19 protein-coding genes are annotated in these 19,873 nt (G+C 61.5%); 5 read left to right on the forward strand and 14 right to left on the reverse strand.

Going from position 1 to position 19,873, the window contains the following annotated elements:
* Positions 1 to 172: 172 nt before the first annotated feature.
* The gene (locus E4L96_RS19845) at positions 173 to 838 is read right to left on the reverse strand and encodes a cation diffusion facilitator family transporter (RefSeq protein WP_135208943.1); all 666 of its coding nucleotides are present in this window, start codon (positions 836 to 838) and stop codon (positions 173 to 175) included.
* Between the two features lie 251 nt (positions 839 to 1,089).
* Between E4L96_RS19845 and E4L96_RS19850 the strand changes: the two genes are divergently transcribed.
* Complete coding sequence (locus E4L96_RS19850) at positions 1,090 to 1,371, forward strand: hypothetical protein (protein ID WP_135208944.1); 282 nt, start codon at positions 1,090 to 1,092, stop codon at positions 1,369 to 1,371.
* On the opposite strand, the gene arsH is transcribed toward E4L96_RS19850, so the two are convergent.
* The 13 genes from arsH to E4L96_RS23910 all read right to left on the reverse strand — a co-directional run bounded on the left by arsH (position 1,346) and on the right by E4L96_RS23910 (position 14,346).
* Positions 1,346 to 2,062: an arsenical resistance protein ArsH gene (arsH, locus tag E4L96_RS19855; protein WP_135208945.1), complete on the reverse strand. Its 717-nt coding sequence runs from the start codon at positions 2,060 to 2,062 to the stop codon at positions 1,346 to 1,348. The two genes, E4L96_RS19850 and arsH, sit on opposite strands and share 26 nt — an antisense overlap.
* A 15-nt stretch (positions 2,063 to 2,077) precedes the next feature.
* Positions 2,078 to 3,358 carry an arsenic transporter gene (locus E4L96_RS19860; RefSeq protein WP_135208946.1) on the reverse strand — a complete coding sequence of 427 codons (1,281 nt, stop codon included), beginning with the start codon at positions 3,356 to 3,358 and terminating at the stop codon, positions 2,078 to 2,080.
* Positions 3,359 to 3,421: 63 nt separating this feature from the next.
* Positions 3,422 to 3,901, reverse strand: coding sequence for an arsenate reductase ArsC (locus E4L96_RS19865; protein ID WP_135208947.1), 480 nt, complete (start codon positions 3,899 to 3,901; stop codon positions 3,422 to 3,424).
* 19 nt (positions 3,902 to 3,920) lie between these two features.
* Entirely contained in the window at positions 3,921 to 4,259 is a 339-nt protein-coding gene (locus tag E4L96_RS19870) for an ArsR/SmtB family transcription factor (RefSeq protein ID WP_135208948.1), read from the reverse strand.
* Between the two features lie 13 nt (positions 4,260 to 4,272).
* Positions 4,273 to 4,812, reverse strand: coding sequence for an arsenate reductase ArsC (locus E4L96_RS19875; protein ID WP_135208949.1), 540 nt, complete (start codon positions 4,810 to 4,812; stop codon positions 4,273 to 4,275).
* 88 nt (positions 4,813 to 4,900) lie between these two features.
* Positions 4,901 to 5,599, reverse strand: coding sequence for a ZIP family metal transporter (locus E4L96_RS19880; RefSeq protein ID WP_229414637.1), 699 nt, complete (start codon positions 5,597 to 5,599; stop codon positions 4,901 to 4,903).
* An 8-nt stretch (positions 5,600 to 5,607) separates the two neighbouring features.
* On the reverse strand, positions 5,608 to 5,817 hold the full coding sequence (locus tag E4L96_RS19885) for a hypothetical protein (RefSeq protein WP_135208951.1): 210 nt from the start codon (positions 5,815 to 5,817) through the stop codon (positions 5,608 to 5,610).
* A complete protein-coding gene (locus tag E4L96_RS19890; RefSeq protein WP_229414639.1) occupies positions 5,814 to 7,850 on the reverse strand; it encodes a heavy metal translocating P-type ATPase in 2,037 nt (678 codons plus the stop codon). Before E4L96_RS19890 ends, E4L96_RS19885 begins: the two co-directional genes overlap by 4 nt.
* An 81-nt stretch (positions 7,851 to 7,931) precedes the next feature.
* Positions 7,932 to 8,267, reverse strand: coding sequence for a P-II family nitrogen regulator (locus E4L96_RS19895; RefSeq protein ID WP_135208953.1), 336 nt, complete (start codon positions 8,265 to 8,267; stop codon positions 7,932 to 7,934).
* A gap of 13 nt (positions 8,268 to 8,280) precedes the next feature.
* A complete protein-coding gene (locus E4L96_RS19900; protein ID WP_135208954.1) occupies positions 8,281 to 11,382 on the reverse strand; it encodes an efflux RND transporter permease subunit in 3,102 nt (1,033 codons plus the stop codon).
* 10 nt (positions 11,383 to 11,392) lie between these two features.
* Complete coding sequence (locus E4L96_RS19905) at positions 11,393 to 12,559, reverse strand: efflux RND transporter periplasmic adaptor subunit (RefSeq protein ID WP_135208955.1); 1,167 nt, start codon at positions 12,557 to 12,559, stop codon at positions 11,393 to 11,395.
* 17 nt (positions 12,560 to 12,576) lie between these two features.
* A complete protein-coding gene (locus E4L96_RS24615; protein WP_135208956.1) occupies positions 12,577 to 13,890 on the reverse strand; it encodes a TolC family protein in 1,314 nt (437 codons plus the stop codon).
* Positions 13,891 to 13,980: 90 nt separating this feature from the next.
* Positions 13,981 to 14,346, reverse strand: coding sequence for a DUF2946 family protein (locus E4L96_RS23910; RefSeq protein WP_167758753.1), 366 nt, complete (start codon positions 14,344 to 14,346; stop codon positions 13,981 to 13,983).
* Positions 14,347 to 14,499: 153 nt separating this feature from the next.
* Here E4L96_RS23910 and E4L96_RS19915 point away from each other — a divergent pair, with 153 nt between their 5' ends.
* The 4 genes from E4L96_RS19915 to E4L96_RS19930 all read left to right on the forward strand — a co-directional run bounded on the left by E4L96_RS19915 (position 14,500) and on the right by E4L96_RS19930 (position 19,868).
* Positions 14,500 to 16,365, forward strand: a complete 1,866-nt coding sequence (locus E4L96_RS19915; RefSeq protein WP_167758754.1) for an ATP-dependent nuclease — start codon at positions 14,500 to 14,502, stop codon at positions 16,363 to 16,365.
* A 12-nt stretch (positions 16,366 to 16,377) separates the two neighbouring features.
* Positions 16,378 to 18,033, forward strand: a complete 1,656-nt coding sequence (locus E4L96_RS19920) for a UvrD-helicase domain-containing protein (protein ID WP_135208958.1) — start codon at positions 16,378 to 16,380, stop codon at positions 18,031 to 18,033.
* 100 nt (positions 18,034 to 18,133) lie between these two features.
* Positions 18,134 to 18,646, forward strand: a complete 513-nt coding sequence (locus tag E4L96_RS19925; RefSeq protein WP_135208959.1) for a hypothetical protein — start codon at positions 18,134 to 18,136, stop codon at positions 18,644 to 18,646.
* 139 nt (positions 18,647 to 18,785) lie between these two features.
* The gene (locus tag E4L96_RS19930; RefSeq protein WP_135208960.1) at positions 18,786 to 19,868 is read left to right on the forward strand and encodes a hypothetical protein; all 1,083 of its coding nucleotides are present in this window, start codon (positions 18,786 to 18,788) and stop codon (positions 19,866 to 19,868) included.
* The last annotated feature ends 5 nt before the right edge of the window (positions 19,869 to 19,873 follow it).

A 19,873-nucleotide genomic window follows, 5' to 3' on the forward strand; every position in this document is an offset into this window, starting at 1 on the left:
GCCCACGCGCCACCGCCGCCCTGCAGGCATATAAGCAGGACCAGCAGGTGCAGGAGCGAGCGGGACAGGAGACGGGCCATGTCTGAAACTTAGCATTTCAGGCTCGCCCAGGCGTGCACGATTCTCGTCGGAATGTCCGATATCCGTACAGCAGAGCCCGCCCCTGGCACTCTCAGCGCAAGCGCGTGATCTCGTGTGCCCCAGGGGTCCGGACCACTTCACCGCCCCCATCGCGCACGGCGCGCAAGGAGCTCCCCAGCACGGACAGCGCGGACCGCACGAACAGGGCGGCGATGGCCACGCCCACGATGACATCCGGCCAGCGTGACGTCCACGTATAGCTGGCGACAGCCGCACCGAGGACGCCAACGTTGGCAAACAGGTCGTTGCGCGAGCAGAGCCAGGTGGAACTCATGTTCAGGTTATCGCCGCGATGGCGGTACAGCAGCCCGAAACACACGAGATTGGCGAACAGTGCGACCGCACCCACCGCGCCCATCGTTTCGACACCCGGCATGACCGGTACCAGCATCTTGTGCAGAGCCTCGCCGAACACACCCAGGCCAAACACCAGCATGAAGACGCCTTTCGCCAGCGCGGCCCCGGCTTGCCAACGCGCCGACCGCGCCAGGACGAACAGGCTGAAGCCGTACACGAGCGCGTCACCGAACATGTCGAGCGCGTCTGCCAACAAGGAGGTCGACTGCGCCATCCAGCCGGCCGCGCCCTCCACCAGGAACATCACGGCGTTGATCGCCAAAACGATCCAGAGCACCCGGCCATGCGACGCTCGCAGAGCCTGGATTTCGCAGCCCTTGTTCTCGCAACAGCCCGCCATTCCCGCATCCTGAGAATCATGAAAGCCGAATGATACCGGAAGGCTGGATCGCTAGTCTGGCACTTGATGGCGGCTCCGGTCAGGTGAACGCGGCGCGTCGGTCAGGCTGTCAGCACGACAGAACGGAAAACGCCCTGGATTTCACTCACGTTCGCGCACCAGATTAATCGAGTACTGCGGCAGGGAGACGGTGAGATCCTCACTGCCAACCGTGACCTGACACGCGAGGCGCGAAAGCGGAGTCAGACCCCATGCGCGGTCCAGCATATCCTGTAGCTGCGCAAAGCAAAGGCGCGCTGCTGCCGGCCTTCAACGCGGCCGCGCTACCAGGGCTGGGGGTGAAGGCCACGGTCGGCACCGCCGAGATCTACCTGGGCAACCTTCGAATGGTGGGGCAGCCTGGAGCGGATCTGGTGGCGCTGGCGACCGCTGCCGAACTCAATGAAGGGCTCGGGCGTACGGTGCCCTGGCTGGTGCGCCGCGAGGATGAACGGTCCGTGCTTGCGATCAGATTTTGGCAAGCTGCGCGTTGATGGCCTTGCGTGCCCGTTCGTTCCGCTCACTGTAGCGGTCAGTCAAATAGTCGGCCCGTCCACGCATCAGCAGCGTGATCTTGAAAAGCTCTTCCATCACGTCCACCACCCGGTCGTAATACCCCGATGGCCGCATCCGTCCCTCTTCATCGAATTCCTTGTAGGCCATCGGCACCGAGGATTGATTCGGGATCGTAAACATGCGCATCCAGCGCCCCAGCAGCCGCAGGGTGTTAACCACGTTGAACGACTGCGATCCACCGCAGACTTGCATCACGGCCAGCGTGCGCCCCTGGCTGGGGCGGACCGCGCCCTGTTCCAGAGGGATCCAGTCAATCTGGTTTTTCATCACGGCCGCGATCGTGCCGTGGCGCTCTGGACTGCACCAGACCTGGCCTTCCGACCACAGGCACAGCTCGCGCAGCTCGACGACCTTCGGGTGCGTCTCCGGGACGCTCCCCACCATGGGCAGCTCCGTCGGATCGAAGATCCTCACCTCGGCGCCGAAGTGGCGCAGAATGCGGGCCGCCTCCAGCGTCAGGAAGCGGCTGTACGAGCGCTCCCGCAGGGAGCCGTACAGCATCAGGATGCGCGGCGGATGGTTCAGGTCACCGACCGGTTGCAGCTTGGCCTCGGTGGGCAGTTCCAGCAGGTCGGCTTTGATATTGGGGAGATCGGAAATGTCACTCATGGCAGATAGTTCAACTTAGCTCAGCCGCAGGGCCAACGCGGCCAAGGTCACGAACAGAATAGGAAGGGTCAGTAGAATGCCGACCCGGAAGTAGTAGGCCCACGAAATCCGAATGTCCTTCGTGGAAAGCACATGCAGCCACAACAGCGTAGCCAGGCTGCCGATAGGAGTGATTTTCGGGCCCAGGTCCGCACCAATGACGTTGGCATACACCATCGCCTCGCGAACCACGCCGTGCGCGGTGGTGCCATCGATGGCAAGTGCACCGACGAGCACAGTGGGCATGTTGTTCATGATGGACGACAGGATCGCTGTGATGAAGCCGGTACCGAGCGAGGCACCCCAGATCCCGTGTTCCGCACAGCTGTTGAGCAGCGCCGTCAGGTAGTCGGTGAGCCCGGCATTGCGCAGCCCATACACCACCAGGTACATGCCCAGCGAGAACACGACAACCTGCCAGGGCGCCCCGCGCAGCACCTCCCGGGTCGCGATCCGATGCCCGCGTGCGGCCACGGCCAGCAGAACCGCCGCCCCCGCTGCGGCAACAACGCTGATCGGAATGCCTGCGGCGTCCAGCCAGAAGAAGCCGATCAGCAGCACCGCGAGCACGGCCCACCCGGTCAGGAACGTCGCTCGATCATGGATGGCTTCGGCCGGGCGCCGCAGCTGGGCGAGGTCATAGTCGGCCGGGATGTCCTTGCGGAAGAACCAGACGAGTGCGGCCAGCGTCGCTGCCACGGAGACCAGGTCCACCGGGACCATCACCGCCGCATAGCGGGCAAAGCTGATCCGGAAAAAGTCCGCCGACACGATGTTCACGAGGTTGGACACCACCAGCGGCAAGCTGGCGGTATCGGCGATAAAGCCAGCCGCCATCACGAAGGCCAGTGTCGTGCGCGGTGAGAACCGCAGGGCGGCCAGCATGGCGATGACGATCGGCGTGAGTATCAGCGCCGCGCCGTCGTTGGCGAACAGCGCCGCCACGGCTGCACCCAGCAGGACCAGCAGCACGAACAGCCGCCGTCCGTGCCCGCCGCCCCAGCGTGCCACATGCAGTGCGCACCACTCGAAGAATCCGGCCTTGTCGAGCAGCAGGCTGATGATAATGACGGCCACAAATGCGCCCGTGGCGTTCCACACGATGTGCCACACCACGGGAATGTCGCTCACATGGATGACGCCTGCCAGCAGGGCTACGACGGCACCGGCGGCGGCACTCCAGCCGATGCCGAGGCCACGCGGCTGCCAGATGACGAAGGTCAGCGTCGCCAGAAAAATGAGGAATGCAATCAGCACGAAAAGCTTTCAAACAATGGGAAGTCCCCGCCGGCATCAGCCAGCAGGCGGGTGGGTACAGGTTCAGCCTGCGAGCTGCCCGATGCGGTCCAGTTCAGCCTTGAAACGAGTCCGGTCCTGCGCGAGCTCGTCCAGCGGCAGCGCGAGGAACGCCTCGATACGGGCGCGCAGAATCGCGTAGGCCTGCTCGAAAGCGGCGCTGATTTCCTCGTACGTTCCCACCACGTGGCTCGGGTCGTCGACGCCCCAGTGAGTCCGCAACACCGGGCCGAGATAGGCTGGGCATGTCTCGCCTGCCGCACTGGCGCACACGGTGACGACGACGTCCGGTGTCACCGGCAGATGGTCCCAGGATTTGCTGAAATATCCTTCGGTTGGAATGCCCTTTTGAGCAAGCAAAGCCAGGGCTCTTTCGTTCAGCTTGCCGGTCGGCTGGCTGCCCGCGCTGAGGGCATGCCAGCCTGGCGGCGCGAGATGATTGAAGACGGCTTCACTGATCAGGGAGCGGCACGAATTGCCGGTGCAAAGGAAAAGTACGTTCAAGATGATCCTCGGATTCGGTTCAGGGAGTGGCGGACCCCGGGGCACTGCCGCATCTGCTCCCGGTCGAGCATGGATTGCCGCCGCAGCAGTTCTCGGTCAGGAAGGCGAGGACACCGTTCATGGTGGCGAAATTGGCCGCGTAGATCACAAACCGGCCGTCCTGGCGCGCGCTGGCGAGCCGCGCATGCGTGAGTTCTTTCAGGTGGAACGACAGCGATGACGGTGGGATGTCGAGGGCTTCCGCTATCTTCGTGGCGGACATGCCGGACGGGCCGACCTGCACCAGCAGGCGGAAGATCGCGAGACGCGATTCCTGGGCCAACGCTGCCAGTGCAGCCAGTACAGCGGCAGTATCCATGCGATATCCTTCTTCAGTCATTTGATTCATGAGGTGTGACCGCCCCGTTTTCATTGCGCGACGCTCCAATGGTGATCAATTCCGCCTGCAGGGCCATGCGCGACAGCTTTTCAAGCGGCAGATTGGTGAACATCTCCAGCCGGGTCTTGATTTCCCGAGCGACGGTGGCGAAGGCCTGGCGCACAGCGGTCTCATCGTCTTGTGCCCGGGTCGGATCGACGAAGCTCCAGTGTGCCGTGACCGGATGGCCGGGCCAGCGCGGACAGCCTTCGCCGGCTGCCTGGTCGCAGACTGTGATTACGAAGTCCATATCCGGCGCGTCCGCGGTGCTGAATTCGTCCCAGCCTTTGCTGCGCAATCCGTCTGCTGGGAACCGCAGGCGTTCGATCTGCTCCAATGCGAGCGGATGAATTGCTCCGGCGGGTTGGCTTCCTGCGCTGAAGGCCCGGAACTTGCCGCCACCGAGTGGGTTAAGCAAAGCCTCAGCGATGATGCTGCGGGCGGAGTTTCCGGTGCAAAGAAACAAAACATTGAAAACACGGTCGTGTGACATGGCCTGGCCTTTCGATATGATACGACACTTCCAAGAATATGGAAATCTTGTGACGGCCGTGTGACAACAGCGAAGGCGACCGAGGAAGTCAAATGAGCATTTCAAAGGTCCATAGCGCAATGAACCCAAAGAAAAACATGCCGGTCTGGAGCGGCGTATCCTTGACCTCATGGGCTTCGACCAGCAGTTCTTCCGTCACCAGATACAGCAAGGCCGCAACCCCGACGGCCAGCAAGCCATCGATGACACTCGGACGCAGCACGGTCAACGCCCAAGCACCAAGCCCGGCCCCTACGACCAGAACAACGCCGAGTAGGACGGCAGTGGTGATGATGCGGCCACCAGCCGTCCGGTTCGCCGCCAGGGTGGTGGCGATGGCGACTCCCAGGAACCCGAGCTCCAAGGTCAGCCCCACGGTCAGAAGCATGCTCTGGACCTGCCCCGCCGCGAACGACAGGCCAATCAGTAACCCGTCCAGAAAGACGTCCACGCCCACGGCCGCCAGCATGGCTCCATTGCTGGCTTGCAGTGCGTCTTCCGGCTGCAGGAACTTCAGCGTCAGCAGGACTACGACGCCCAGCGAAAACCCAAGTAAGGTCACCCATGGCATGTGCCGGTGAACGAGATCCGGCAGCAACTCGGTTGCCAGCACACAGAACACGACGCCCGCAGCTAAGTGCTGGATGCCACTACGAACCGCATCGCCAGGCACTCTCCACATCGCGACTGCTGTTCCTACCAGGACCGCCAGCGCGGGAATGCTCGCATACCCCAAAGACTGCAGCATCGGAGCGCTCATCGGCCCTGCCCCCGCTTCTTCCCGAACGGTGTCGCGCTCCGTTTCTTATTATGGATGTAGGCGAGCACTTTCAATCCGACCAGCAGCGCTGCGATGCTGCCCACTCCGCAACCGAGCACGGTCCAGATGAGATCGGGCGGAATAGCGGCCGCTGGCGGCTCCAGAGAGCGGGATCCTGCAGCTGTGAGGATGGTCAGCGAAGTCATGTGCGTGGTGAGAATGCCAGCAAGCGCAGGCCGTTGATCACGACCAGCAGGGTGGAACCTTCATGGAACAGGACTGCCGTTCCAATGTTCAATCCGAACAGCGTGGCCGGAATCAGCACCGCCACCATGCCCAGGCTGACCCACAGGTTTTGGCGGATGGCGCGGCTGGTATGGCGCGACAGTTCGACCGCGAACGCCAGCTTGGAGAGGTCATCGCCCATCAGGGCCACATCGGCCGCCTCCAGTGCCACGTCCGAGCCGGCCGCCCCCATGGCGATTCCAACGGTCGCGTGCGCGAGCGCCGGGGCATCGTTTACGCCGTCGCCGACCATCGCCACCTTCGACTCTTCCTGCTTGAGGCGCTCGATCGCGGTGACCTTTTCTTCCGGCAGCAAGTCGCCCTTGGCCTCGGTCAGCCCGATCGCCTGACCCACGGCATCGGCCACGTTTTGGTTGTCGCCCGAAATCAGGATGCGCCGGCGGATTCCCAGGCGGTCCAGCTGCCCCATGACTTCCTTGACGTTGGCGCGCGGCGTGTCCATCAGACCGAAGACGCCGAGGAAGGCATCGCCGTACCGGACAATCACGGTTGTCCGTCCCTGCTCCTTCAACGCGTCATTGGCCTTTCGAATCTGCTCGGGCACCTCCGCGAACATGCTGGCCTTACCGATCCTCACTTCTCGCCCACCAATGCGCGCTTCGACGCCTTTGCCGGTCACGCTGCGCATCTCCGTCGCAGGACTCCAGCGCTGCGGGCCATCCGGCTGGCGGTCCCGGATACCCTGGACGATCGCCGCAGCCAAGGGATGGTCGCTTTGCGCTTCGACGGCCCATCCCACCGCCAGCAGATCATCTTCGCTGGCGCCAGGCGCGGGCACCACATCGACGAGACGCGGCTTACCTTCAGTCAGCGTGCCCGTCTTATCGAAAGCAATCGCACACAGACTGCCAAGATTCTCCAGGGGAGCCCCACCCTTGATCAATACCCCGCCACGGCCGGCACGCGCCACCCCACTCAATACGGCGCTGGGAACCGAAATCGCCAGCGCGCACGGACTGGCTGCGACCAGCACCGCCATCGCTCGATAGAAACTGACAGAGAACGCTTCATCCCGCACCACCCACGCAAACATCAGCAGACCCACGAACAGCAGCACGGCGGGAACAAAGTAGCGCTGGAAGCGGGCGGTAAAGTCCTGGGCTGGAGAACGCTGTGCCTGCGCTTCAGTCACCAGTCGCACCACTCGCGCCATGGTGGACTCCTTTGCCAGCCGAGCCACCTGGATCTCGATCGCCCCTGCGCCGTTGATGGTGCCGGCGTAGACCCGGTTCGCCGCTGGCACTTTGGAGAAATTGGCCAGTGCGGATGCAATGTCGCCCTCCAGCCTGACCTTATCCACGGGCACACTCTCTCCGGTGACAGGCGCCTGGTCCACGCTCGTACTGCCTTGGGCCACGACGCCATCGGCGGGCAGGCGCTCATTGGGTTTGACGAGCACCGTATCGCCCACCTTTAGGTCGGCGACGGCGACCTCCTCTTCTTTCCCGTCCCGCCGCACCAGCGCGTGGTCCGGAGCCAGATGCGCGAGCGCCTCGATGGCCTTGCGCGCGCGCCCCATGGCAAAGTGTTCCAGTGCGTGCCCCAAGCTGAAGAGAAACAGCAGGACCGCTCCTTCCGCCCATTGCCCCAGCGCGGCGGCACCCGCCGCCGCGACCAGCATCAAGGTATCGATCTCGAATCGCCGCGCACGCAGGTTGCCGATCGCCTCCCGGGCGGTAAAGAAGGCGCCGCATGCGTACGCGGCCAAATACAGCGCCAGCGGCAACCATTCTGAACCTGCACTTGCTCGTTCAATCAACCAGCCCGCGAACGTTAACGCTCCAGCCGCAACCGCGAAAATCAGCTCGGTGTGCTCGCCAAATATGCCTCCGTGTGCGTGCCCATGCCCAGCATCGCCTTCGTGCTCGTGTTGATGGTCTTCCCTGTCGGACTGTCTGCTGCCCTGCTCTTGGCTAACCTCGGTCTCAGTCACGTTGATCCTTTCTTCGTGGGGTCGCCAGATTCCACCACCACCCGGCGACCCCGTCCGTGCGTTCACTCACTCGTCGGCAACTCAGGCAATCGGAAGCAGGTTCCCGATCTCCGTGGCGTACACCCACCCCGCGTTGCGCTGTCCGGTACGTCCCACGGTGCGAATGATGCCGATGAGCTCATCCACATGCTGATCCTCGCAGAGCAGCTCCAGCTTGTACTCATTGACCACCTCGTCTCCAAGCGCCACCGAATAGTGGCGCTCGGTCTGGTTGAGCGGCAGGAGCGAGCCCTGGACCACATAGACAGCCAGGTTATGCTGACCTGCGTCTGCTGCGCTCCAGGCGATCGAGCCCTTGAGGGCGGCAATGACCTCGCCAATCCGGTTCGCATGCACAAATGCCTTCACTTCTTTCATGCCATGTCCTCCATCAAGAGTTATCCCGAGCGCGGGCATCGGCCCGGGCTTCAGCCCATTCGTACATCAAAGGCAACAGCAGCAGGGTCAGCGCGGTGGACGTGATCAAGCCGCCTACCACCACAGTGGCCAGTGGCCGCTGGGTTTCCGCACCCACGCCAGTCGCCAGCAGCATGGGCACCAAGCCGAGAATCGCCACCGAGGCGGTCATCAACACCGGCCGCAGGCGTAGGCGGGCGCCCTGGCGCACGGCTTCCCGCAGCTCCAGGCCCTGCTGGCGCAGGCCATTCAAGAAAGAGATCAGCACGATCCCGTTCAGCATGGCGACGCCGAACACCGCGATGAAGCCGATCGCCGACGGCACCGACAGGTACTGCCCGGTGATGAACAGGCCGACCACGCCACCGATCACTGCGAATGGCACGTTCGCGATGATCAGCGTCGCGTGGCGCAGCGAGTTGAACGCCGTATAGAGCAGCAGGAAAATCAGGCCAATCGTCAGGGGGACGATCATCGCCAGGCGGGCCATGGCGCGTTGCTGATTCTCGAAGGCGCCCCCCCATTGCGTGTAATAGCCGGGAGGCAGCGAGACCCGGGCCTTCAGCGCCGCATCGGCGTCCTTGACGAAGCTGTCGACATCACGCCCCTGGACATCCATCTGCAGCACCGAGTAGCGCTGCAGCGCCTCGCGACGGACGAAGGAATATCCCTCATCGGTCTCGATGGTGGCCACTTGCGAGAACGGCACCACGGCCCCGGACGGCGTGCGGATCGGGATGGCGGCGATCGCCGCGGGTGACTGGCGATACTGATCCGCCAGCCGCACCGCAATGTCGAAGCGGCGCGTCCCTTCGATCAGGGTCGAGACGGGCGCTCCGCCGACCCCGGCCTGCACCACGCTCAAAACTTCATCGGCATTGATGCCATAGCGCGCCATCGCCTCGCGATTGACTTTGATGATCAGTTGCGGCTTGCCCTTGTTCGCCTCGGCCGACAGGTCCGCCACGCCATTCACTTTGGCCAGCACGCGTTTCATCTGGGCCGTGAGACGGTCCAGCGTCTCCAGGTCTTCCCCGTAGATCTTCAGCGCCAGGGTCGCGCGCACGCCCGAGATCAGTTCCTCGACCCGCATCTGGATCGGCTGGGTCGCCCCAAACACCACCGTCGGCACCGACTGCTCCAGGGCCTCCTGCATCTCCCGTGCGAGGGCCGAATAGCTGAGGGTGCGCGGCCACTCCTTCTGCGACTTCAAATCCAGGAGGATTTCCATGTAGTTGACGTCCGCGGTCTCGCCCTTCTCCGCGCGGCCGATGGTGGCGAGTACGCTGCGCACCTGCGGGAAGCGGGATCGCAATTGCTGCTCCACCACCGTCGAGACGCGTATCGATTCCTCCAGAGACGTCGAGGGAATGCCGGTGACACGGAACATCAGCGTCCCCTCCTGCAGCGTCGGCATGAATTCCTTGCCCAGGAACGGGAACAGCGCCAGCGTGGCCACGAGCAGGAGCACGGCCCCGGCGACCACTGGCTTCTTGCGTTCAAGAGCCCAGTCGAGCAGCGGCACATACAGCCGCTTGGCGCGCGCGACCAGGAAAGTGTCGCGTTCCTCCTTGGGGCGCAGAATCAGCGCCGCCAGCACCGGCACGAGAGTGAGGGACAGCAGCAACGAGCCGGCCATCGCGAAGGTAATCGTCAGGGCCATGGGCTTGAACATCTTGCCTTCCAAACCCGTCAGCGAGAACAACGGCAGGAAGACGACGATGATGATCAAGATGGCGAAGGCAATCGGGTTGATCACCTCGCGCGCCGCCTCCAGGATCAGCGCGGTGCGGCTGATTGGCCGCCCGTGCTCCCGCGCCTCGGCCAGCAGGCGGAAGGCATTTTCCACCATGACCACGGCGCCATCCACCATCATGCCGGTGCCGATCGCCAGGCCGGCCAGCGACATGAGATTGGCCGACAATCCGAACTGCCGCATCAGCATGAAAGCGATCAGCATCGCCAGCGGCAGCGTCACGATGACCACCACGGCGGAGCGGACCTCGCCGAGGAACAGGAACAGGATCACGGCCACGAGAATCGCGCCTTCCACCAGCGAGCTTTCGGCGGTGCTCAAGGCCTTCTCGACCAGCTCGGTGCGGTCGTACACCGGTTTCAGTGTCACTCCCTTCGGCAACGCCGCCTGCGCCACCGCCAGCTTCGCCTTCACCGCATCAACGACCGATTTCGCATTCTCGTTCACCCGCGCGAGCGCCATGCCGAGCACGGTCTCCTTGCCGTCCCGGGTCACAGCGCCGGTGCGCAAGGCGGGTGCCTCACGCACCACGGCCACGTCCCGCACGTACACCGGCACGCCTTCGTGTGCGGCCACGACGATGGCGCCGATGTCGTCAGCACTGGACACCAGTCCCAAACCGCGCACCAGGTATTGTTCGGAGCCGATGTTGAGATATTGACCGCCGACCTGCTGGTTGTTGGCGGTCAGGCGTTCCATGACCTCCTTGAACGTCAGCTTGTACTTCAGGAGCTTTTGCGGATCGATCTGGACCTGGAACTGCCTTTCTTCGCCGCCCCAGGAAATCACGTCATCCACTCCGGGCGCAGTGCGCACGATCAGACGCACCGTCCAGTCATGCAGCGTGCGTAGGTCCATGGCGGACAGCTTGTTGTCGGCCGACTCGATCGTGTACCAGAACACCTGTCCGAGACCCGAACTGTTAGGCCCAAGCACCGGCTCGCCGTAGCCCTGCGGCAGGCGTTCGCGCGCTTCCTGCAGCTTTTCGCCGACCAGGCGGCGGGCGAAATAAATGTCCACATCGTCCTTGAAATAGACGCCCACATAGGACAGGCCGAACAAGGACACCGAGCGCACTTCTTCGACACCCGGCAGCCCCGCCATTGCGCCTTCGATCGGCGTGGTCAGCAGCTTCTCGACATCTTCCGCGGCCAGGCCATCCGATTCCGTGTAGACGTTGACCTGGACCGGAGTCACATCGGGAAACGCATCAACTGGCACCGTTCGGAAAGCCCGTATGCCGAGACCGATGATGACGGCGAAGGCCACCAGCACCAGCACTTTGTACCGCAGCGATGCATCGACAATTGCATTGAGCATGTGCGTCCCCTTACTCTTCGCCGATCTGCGACTTGAGCAGACGCGCCTTCAACGCATACGCTCCGGCCACGACCACGCGCTCGCCGGCGGACACACCGGACGTGACTACCACCCTGCCATTCAAGCGCTGTCCGGTCTGGACAGGGCGTGGTTGATAGCCGTTCTTGAGTGCCACGAAGACGGTCGACTGCCCCTGCAGCAGCACCACGGCGGCGTCCGGCACGGAGAGGACGCTGGGCACCTGCTGGCCGGTTGCAATGTGAACCGTGGCGAACATCTCCGGCTTGAGCCGCCGCTGCGGGTTGGCGACCACGATACGGGCCACGCCGGTACGCGTCTCCGGATCCAGTGCCCCGGCCACGTAGTCAACCCGGCCGGTGAAGCGCTCACCGGGCAATGCACCCACTTCGGCTGTGGCCGACGCCCCGGCACGCACCCGGGACACCAGTTCCTCGCTCAGGTTCGCCTCGATCCAGACGGTGGAGAGGTCAGCCACGGTAAACATGGGCTCCGTGCTGCTGGCCTGCTCGCCTATGCTCGCGTTCTTCTGCACAATCTCGCCGGCGATGGGCGAGCGGACCGCCATCACGGCCGCAACTTCGCCCGTGGCAGGTGTGGCACCGAGCAGCCTGAGTTTCTCGCGGGCCGTCCGCAGCTCCGCGTTGGCCTTCTCCAAGTCGCCTGTGGCACGGATCAAATCGCGCCGGGGAACGATTTCTTCGTCCGCCAACTTGCGCGTGCGGTCAAAGTCGGCCGCGGCCACTTGCTGACTGGCTGCCGCCTGGCGGTAGGCCAGTTGGGCGTCGCCGACGGCCAGGCTGTCGAGGGTGGCGAGCACCTGGCCCGCGCGAACGGTCATTCCCAGTGCACCTGGCGAGCTAAGTACGCGCCCCTCTGTCCGCGCGACGATGCGCGCATAGCGATCCTGGTTCGGCTTGATCGTTGCACTGACGTTCACAGTGGCGGTAGCGGCCGCTGGTGCCAAGGTCTCGACCTTGAGACCGGCATGTTCAAGCTCCGCTGGAGTCAGGACGAGCGTCTCTTCGTCGGCAACAGGCGTGGCTGCGGGTTTTGCCTCTGGCGCAACGGCCTTGTTGCCGCAAGCCGCGAGCAAAAGACTCAGGGCCAGCATGATCGCTGGGGCGAGATTGTGTCGGGTGTCGAAAGTCATCTTCATTGGGTCTTCAATTCTTGTCAGGGTTGGGCGGACCAGCCGGCAGCGGTCTCCAGGGCCAGTCGGGTCTCCTGGTAATCGAGTTGGGCTTCGATGAGGTCGCGTCTGGCATCGACGGCCTGCCGATCTGCCGTCAGCTGTTCCAGCAGACCGATCTGGCCAGCCTGGCGCGACCTGCGACTCAACTCCTCATTTCGGGCCAGGGCGGGCATGACAACGTCCTGGAGGCGCTGGATGCGCTCCCGCAAGCTGCTCAATTTCATCCAGAGAGCGTGGATCTGGGCAGGCCCGTTCCGCTGGGCCGCGGTCCTCTCAACCGTGGCCTGTTCGAGATCAGCCCGCGCTGCCCCGATGGCGGAGGCGTTGTGCTTGAAGAGCGGGAGCGGCACCGACAGCGTCACGGTGGTGAGCTTCTCGCGGGCGGACAGCGGGCCTTCGCGGCCCATCGACACCCCCAGTGTCACGTCCGGGTAGCGCCCCGCCCTTTCCAATGCCAGGCGGGCCTGCGCCGCGACTTCGCGCGACGCCAGGGCCTGCTGGTTCGGCTGCGTGCTGGCCGTAGCCAGGAGCTCTCGCTCCGCGTAGCGCAGCGGCGCGGCGGTCAGGTCCCCTGCCACCGTGGGCAGTTCGCCGGGCGGCAGTTGCAGCGGCACGGCCAGCTCGGCGCGGGCTTCGGACAACTGTTCAGAGACAATGGCGAGCTGATTGCGGGCCCGCTCCGCCTCGACCAGAGCCACGTTCGCATCGAGCCGCGTGTCTTCCCCGGCGGCCCGGCGCTTCTCGACGGCGGCGGCGGACGCTTCGAACAGTTTGGCTGCGCGTGTTTCGACATTAAGGCGGGCTTGCAGAGCCAAAACTCGGTAGAAGCGCCGCGCCACCTCGGACCGCTGCTCCCGGCGAAGGGCCTCGATCTCCATCTGCAGGGCGCGCAGCTCGGCATCGGCAGCGTTGCGCCGATGGCCGCGCTGGCCCGCGATTTCGATCTGCTGGGAGATCCCGGCCGACCACTCGCGGTAGCGGTCGGGCTCGGTCCCGGCCAGATTGCGGCGAGTGCGCTCCAGCGTCAGTTCGGGATTTGCATTGAAAAGCGCTCCGGCATCTTGGCGCGCGCCTTCCGCGGCTGCCAGCCGTGCAAGGCGTGCGGCGATGAGGGGATTGACGTTTTCAGAACGCTGCAATGCAGCGGTCAAGGTCCAGACCGAGCTGGGTGACGGGGCAGCATCTAGTTGAGATGCAGAGCCCATTCTGGGAACGTTTGGTGTCGCAACCTGGGCGACGGCGGTCAGAGGCAGCAGCTGAATAGCCGCGGCCAGAAGCAGCGTTGGGTAACGCATCGAATTCTCCTGTGAGTGGAACAGATGTGCAGGGAGAATCCGCGATGCGGAGCAACCGAAAGCGACGAAAGACGCTACCGCATCGACGGATTACGATGCGGACAGCCAGTTGGGCCGTTCGGGAAGATCTGGGTGGAGATTGGGGTGCAACTCGATGGCCGAGCTCACTGGATCGCCGTTGATATCTGCAGGGAGGCCTGCCAGAGACTCGCCGTTCGGTGAGGCCGAGAACGCATGGCAGAAGGGACAGTCGCTGTCGGAACCGGGAGGCTTTTTCGCTGCACCACCGGCCCCCTTGTCATCCTTGGTCTCGCTGTGCGCTTTGTGCACATGGATATGGTGCCCGAAGTGCATGCTGCCCTTGCCGCTCTCATGCGTGCACGCGATCGATGCCGCCGCCCAGGAGAACTGGAGGGGGACGATCAGCAGCAGGAGGATAGCGAAGAAGCGGCGCATGACCGAGATTATAGCCTTCCTCGCACTTTGCGCGGGGACAGACCACCTTTCCCGCAAGCGAACCCAGAGCGCCACCGCTCCTGTCGTGGGGCTTCCACAAACCACACGCAACCAAGGGCGACATCAATTCAACAAAGGATTGATTTCGAATTCATGAGCAAATCGTGGGCCGCTAACGATTGCCAAGCAGCATTTTTGTGTTATATCCTTTGCAACCACATCGGTGTCCGCTTTCGAAAGCCAGAAATGTATCTGCACTCCCTCGAAATCAGGAATTTTCGCAAGATCTCTCGCTTAACGGTACCGTTCTCGCCAGGACTAAATATTTTGCTGGGGGAGAACAACGTTGGAAAAACAACAATCGTAGAAGCACTGCGGACGCTCCTGTCTAATCTCGATGAAGCCCCGGTTCGAATCTGCGTGGACGACCTTCACGACGCTAGCCAAGCGAAAGCATCCTTCCGCTTCATCTTCAAGGCCTTAACTGTCGACCAGGCCAGTGAATTCATGAGCGCAGTCACCCTTGAGCAGGATGGGACGTTTGCGGCGGCCTTTGCGGTCGAGTTCGAGGCACCGGATAGGACAGGCAGACTAAAAGTACGTCGCTATTGCGGTGAACAAGATACGGCGCCGCTAACGACCGAGATGTCTGAACAATTGCGCAGCGTGTACATGCCACCGTTACGCGATGCATCTCGAAACCTGAAGCCCGGTACGCGGAGCCTGTTAGCCCGCCTGTTGCAACGGGTGGCAACGGAACCAGGACTGGAACACTGCAATCAAATTTTGGAGCTTGTCGATGCTCAACTAGACGGAGCGCAGCCGATCGTGGCCACGCGAGAAGCAATTTCGTCACGGTACAACGAGATGCTTGGCGCCCAACTGACGCAACAGCTACACCTCAAATTGAGTCCACAGGACATTGCAAAGGTCACGTCGCGTCTGGCAATACTAGCAGATGGTTTTGAGATCGAGCGCAACGGCCTCGGATATAACAACCTGATCTACATGGCCGCAGTCCTAGGAGAACTTGCCCTCGCTGACGAAGTCGCCTACCGGTGCCTCGTGGTTGAGGAGCCAGAAGCGCACTTGCATCCTCAGCTTCAATCCGTCTTGCTCACTTACCTCCAGGCTGAGATCTCAAGAAACACTCAGCAGCATGTCCAGCTTTTTGTCACGACGCATAGCCCTCATTTCGCAGCCCTCGCCCAGCTTGATTGTCTTGTACGGGTCAATGAACGATTCCGAACTCACACGGCTTTTCCCCTAAAACAGGCATCGCTTTCAGTACCGCAAAAACGAAAACTGCAACGCTATCTTGACATCACTCGGGCCGATTTGTTCTTTGCGCGCGGAGTAATTCTGGTCGAAGGAGCGGCCGAACGGGCACTTCTCCCAGCGATAGCCGAATCTTTAGGCGTCAATTTGCGACATGGCGGAATTACGGTGGTGAGTACAGACGGACTGAACTTCGACTGTTTCCAGCCTCTGTTCGGCGAGCTCGCAATTCCGATCAGGCTCGCAACGCTGACGGACCGTGATCCGCCTGATATACCTTTTCCGGAGCTGGGCCAGGAAGCAACTACGTCGGCAGCCGCAGCGTCCTCCCTGGCAATGGACGAAACATTCCGCAAGACCTTCATTGGAGTGAAAACGCTAGAGTACGACTTGGCGTTGCAAAGTGCAGAAAACAGACGCCTCATGCTTGATGCCCTCTCAGTGCTCCATCCGCAGATTTCAGCGGACCTACAGCGACACGTCGACGCGCAGCCCGACAATACCTCCGCAGCTCGCTGCCTGTTTCAGGGGATGTTCGAGCGGCCCAACAGTACCCGAAACGTCTCGAAAGGCGCGTTTGCCCAGGAACTGGCAGACAAAATTCGTCAACAGCCTGGCCGGTTCACTGCCCCGGCGTACATTCGAGAAGCTATAGATTGGGTCCGCATTCCGCCTCCCCCACTTAATCCTGTTCCACCGGCCCCGCCTGTCGTAGCGGGCGCTGTAGCAGTTGCGCCGTGACCGGGTCTGGAAATGTCAGTAGCTGACCAGAATGCGGTAATCAACGCTCCACTCGTCGACATGTCTGTGATCGCGGGTGCCGGCAGCGGAAAGACCAGGACCTCGATTGGGCGAGTTCTTTCGATATTGCAGCGACTCCCACCACGAACGCGTGTAGCGCTACTTTCATTTTCCAACGTTGCTGTCAACACGTTCCGTCAGGGCCTGACGGCCGTAGATTGCGACTCATCTCGTACGACCGTCGCCACCTTCGATTCCTTCTTCACTCAGCATGTAGTACTTCCTCACGCCTGGCGACTGATGGGATGCGAGGGAAGACCCTATTTAGTCATTGGCGATGAGCCTTTCCTCTCGAATTTTGCGATTCACCACCAAGGGCGGCCGCAGAACATTAGCGAGCTAAAGATCACGTTCGCCGATGGGAACTACCGGGTCTCACTCAGCAATAGCCCCGTACCTTGGCCTGCCGCACAAGACGCGATCTCCAGGTTGGGTCGAGCTGGCGCCTACACCTATGACATCGCGCGCTACTGGGCTCACGCTACTCTCACGCGATTCCCTCACTTGACCCGACTGCTGGTACATCGCTATCCCTATCTAATGATAGATGAGGCCCAGGATATTGGCTCAATGGACTGGGCTATCGTGCAGTTGCTACGAGAGTATGGCGCTCGTATTTGCTTGGTCGGGGATCCTGCCCAGGCCATTTTTGGTTTTAACGGCGGTAGCGGCCACTACCTGCGCGAACTGGGACAAGCAGCAGGCACGGCGCAATTCAGTCTCCGAACGAACTTTCGCTCGGTTCCATCGATTGTCCACTGCGCCAACCAGCTTGCAAACAGACAGGATGCGGCGAGTCGATCGGCGTTGACGACGCACAGCGGCGCCTTCATTGTGCCCTACGATTCGCAAGCACCCCGCGGCATTGTTGACCGTTTCACGGCAGTCACCCAACAACTGTCTTATTCTAGCGCCGATGCTGCGATCATCTGCCGTGCAAACACCTTGGTCGGACAAGTACGCGGTGGGAGCTCAAATCGTGGAGCGGGGCTCGTAAAACGTTTGGTAAAAGCGGCCGAGCTCAGGGTCGCCAATCAATATGATCGTGCGTTTGTAGAGTGCGTAAGCGTGGTCACGGCGCTTTTGACCCCACCTGTCCCGCGGTTTGCCAGCTTAATAAGGGACACCCCTGACGGCCTCGCGCCGCTGATTAGAGCAAGGATTTGGCGCTTTACTTGTGATCATCAAAACGGGTTACCGTCTCCAGAACTCATAGCACGCGACACCTGGTTGCCCCAACTCCTCGACAATATGCGCGCGCTACTACAGGACCTCGAGGTACACGGCTTGACCTTTGCAGATATTGGCCGGCGACTTACCGCCCGGGACTTGGACTCGACCGCATTGATGGTCGCGAACCCAGCGTGGAGGATCGACACGGTACATCAAGTAAAAGGAGAAAGTATCGATGCCGTCCTGTACATCGCGACCGAAAGGCACGCGCAAGCGCTATTCGGCGGCATTGAGACCGAGGAAGGACGGATCGGATACGTCGCACTCACCCGCGCCAGGGATCTCTTCTGGTTGGCTGTTCCAAATGAGTCATACCAAAACCTCATCCATCGAGCGGCGGCAGTAGGAATCATGCCCGTACCGGCGGCTGTGTAGGTGCGCGTTGGCGCAAGGTGATGATTTCGAGCTGTGACAGCAGGATCACGGCACCCAGCGGACCAACAAGGAACTTCTTTTGAGAGTACCAGATATCAAATTGACCGACGACGAGCTCAACCTCCTAGCTCAGATTAAGTTCGGCCGCTCTTCCCATGAGGAGCTTCGTGCGTCAAGTTTGCCAATGGCAGCCTTAACAGAGTCCCTATTGGACCGCCGCGCCATTCCAAAAGCGCGCCTTCTTTATCTGACTGATCCTGAGCGGAACCCTGGCGGGCGAGGAAAGTCCCGACAGCAGATTTTCGAGTTGAACGGCACTTCGGGAAGAGCGATCTATGCTCATGGAAATTTCTTGAAATACCTCGAATATTTCATATTCGGCCCTGATCTACCCGAAAGCATCGTTGCTCTATTCAAGGAGACGATGTGGTGCTCCGGGTATTTGACTAGCGGAGATGTCAATGACTTGGCCCCCAAAGCACGTGCCGCCGTGCGCTCAGCTCGTCTTAACCCAAGCGTTGCTGCTGAAGAGTTTTATAAATTGACCCTTGAGTGCGGTGCTATGCCATGCAGCGCCGAAACCATTCGGAAATCGATTCTCGCCGTTCGTTAGCATTCTGAATTTCACATTCATTTATCCCCAGATGCGCACTACGTTCTTAGTCGGGGCCGGTTTTTCTGCGGCGATGACGCAGGGCCGGGAGCCAATCATCGGCCATCGACCACTGCCAGTCCTAACCGATCTCGGACAGATGCTGACCACACACCTGAAAGGGCAACAATCGTACTGGGCCAGTACGTATGCGTCATTTTCGCCAGCTGTCATCAACGCCGGGGCAGGGTTGTTAAATACCTATTTCGACGGTAATCGACATCCTTACAATTTCGAACAGTTCATGTCGCTTCTCGCTTTTCAAGGAGCTCTTTACAACACAAGCCTACGCGATGCATTTCCGGAAGTCGCCAACACGGACGGCCGTGTTTTGACGTTTATTCTGCATGTGCTGTATGACTATTTCGCCCGCGCGATGTCGTACCCTGAAGAGATTCCAGCAGGCCAGAGTTTTTGGTATCAAGTCAACGACAAGGATCGTGCGGATGCCTTCCGCTCGGGATTACAGCAGTTCCTCCGCACCCATGACGCGACGTTCGTCAGCTTCAACTATGACGCCATTCTAGAATCGATGATGAATGGTCCTTCTCCCGACAAGATGCCTTACGTGCCAGAGTTATCGCACGGGATTCCGCTAGCGTATCCCTCGCGGCTCATCAATCACTACGCCATGCCTAATTTGGGCCGCTACCGGAATGTAACTCAGGTTATCAAGCCCCACGGCTCCATGCACTTTTTTGAAGTACGCGATGAGATGCACCAACTGCTGGGTGGCCCCCGAGTAGCGTTCGTGCACACTGGCCTCTCCAGCGACTTCGATCCGGCGAAGCAGCAAATCGATGTGGAGCGTGATAGAGCGTGGAGCCTGCTACGCGCCACGCCCTTGATCGTCCCACCTGTTCTGAACAAGGACACCTATCTCGCGTCGAGCTATTTCCGTGAAATGCTGGGCCTGACGTATCGCGCAGTATCTCACGCGAATCGAATCGTGGTACTCGGGTTCAGTCTGCCCCCGTCAGACATGCACATGAGAGCGCTCTTTGAGTCGGTTAGGTGGAGCGATAAGGAAGTTTTCTTGTGCTATCGCGAAGGCGCCCTCGATACGACGGAAGACAACTGGCGATCCGTCGCGCGCGGAGCAACGATTCGGACCGTGACGCGCGAGGGAATCGATGTTTCAACCGCGGACCAAATCGAATCGTTTTGGCGCAGCCTCGAATGAACGAT

The sequence above is a fragment of the Zemynaea arenosa genome (assembly GCF_004614185.1).
Taxonomy (GTDB): domain Bacteria; phylum Pseudomonadota; class Gammaproteobacteria; order Burkholderiales; family Burkholderiaceae_D; genus Telluria; species Telluria arenosa.

Bases quoted from the DNA above. Each gene is read 5' to 3' on its own strand.
- E4L96_RS19845 (WP_135208943.1), bottom strand. From the start codon at position 838: ATGGCGGGCTGTTGCGAGAACAAGGGCTGCGAAATCCAGGCTCTGCGA.
- E4L96_RS19850 (WP_135208944.1), top strand. From the start codon at position 1,090: ATGCGCGGTCCAGCATATCCTGTAGCTGCGCAAAGCAAAGGCGCGCTG.
- arsH (WP_135208945.1), bottom strand. From the start codon at position 2,062: ATGAGTGACATTTCCGATCTCCCCAATATCAAAGCCGACCTGCTGGAA.
- E4L96_RS19870 (WP_135208948.1), bottom strand. From the start codon at position 4,259: ATGGATACTGCCGCTGTACTGGCTGCACTGGCAGCGTTGGCCCAGGAA.
- E4L96_RS19875 (WP_135208949.1), bottom strand. From the start codon at position 4,812: ATGTCACACGACCGTGTTTTCAATGTTTTGTTTCTTTGCACCGGAAAC.
- E4L96_RS19880 (WP_229414637.1), bottom strand. From the start codon at position 5,599: ATGCTGCAGTCTTTGGGGTATGCGAGCATTCCCGCGCTGGCGGTCCTG.
- E4L96_RS19885 (WP_135208951.1), bottom strand. From the start codon at position 5,817: ATGACTTCGCTGACCATCCTCACAGCTGCAGGATCCCGCTCTCTGGAG.
- E4L96_RS19895 (WP_135208953.1), bottom strand. From the start codon at position 8,267: ATGAAAGAAGTGAAGGCATTTGTGCATGCGAACCGGATTGGCGAGGTC.
- E4L96_RS19900 (WP_135208954.1), bottom strand. From the start codon at position 11,382: ATGCTCAATGCAATTGTCGATGCATCGCTGCGGTACAAAGTGCTGGTG.
- E4L96_RS19905 (WP_135208955.1), bottom strand. From the start codon at position 12,559: ATGAAGATGACTTTCGACACCCGACACAATCTCGCCCCAGCGATCATG.
- E4L96_RS24615 (WP_135208956.1), bottom strand. From the start codon at position 13,890: ATGCGTTACCCAACGCTGCTTCTGGCCGCGGCTATTCAGCTGCTGCCT.
- E4L96_RS23910 (WP_167758753.1), bottom strand. From the start codon at position 14,346: ATGCGCCGCTTCTTCGCTATCCTCCTGCTGCTGATCGTCCCCCTCCAG.
- E4L96_RS19915 (WP_167758754.1), top strand. From the start codon at position 14,500: ATGAGCAAATCGTGGGCCGCTAACGATTGCCAAGCAGCATTTTTGTGT.
- E4L96_RS19920 (WP_135208958.1), top strand. From the start codon at position 16,378: ATGTCAGTAGCTGACCAGAATGCGGTAATCAACGCTCCACTCGTCGAC.
- E4L96_RS19930 (WP_135208960.1), top strand. From the start codon at position 18,786: ATGCTGACCACACACCTGAAAGGGCAACAATCGTACTGGGCCAGTACG.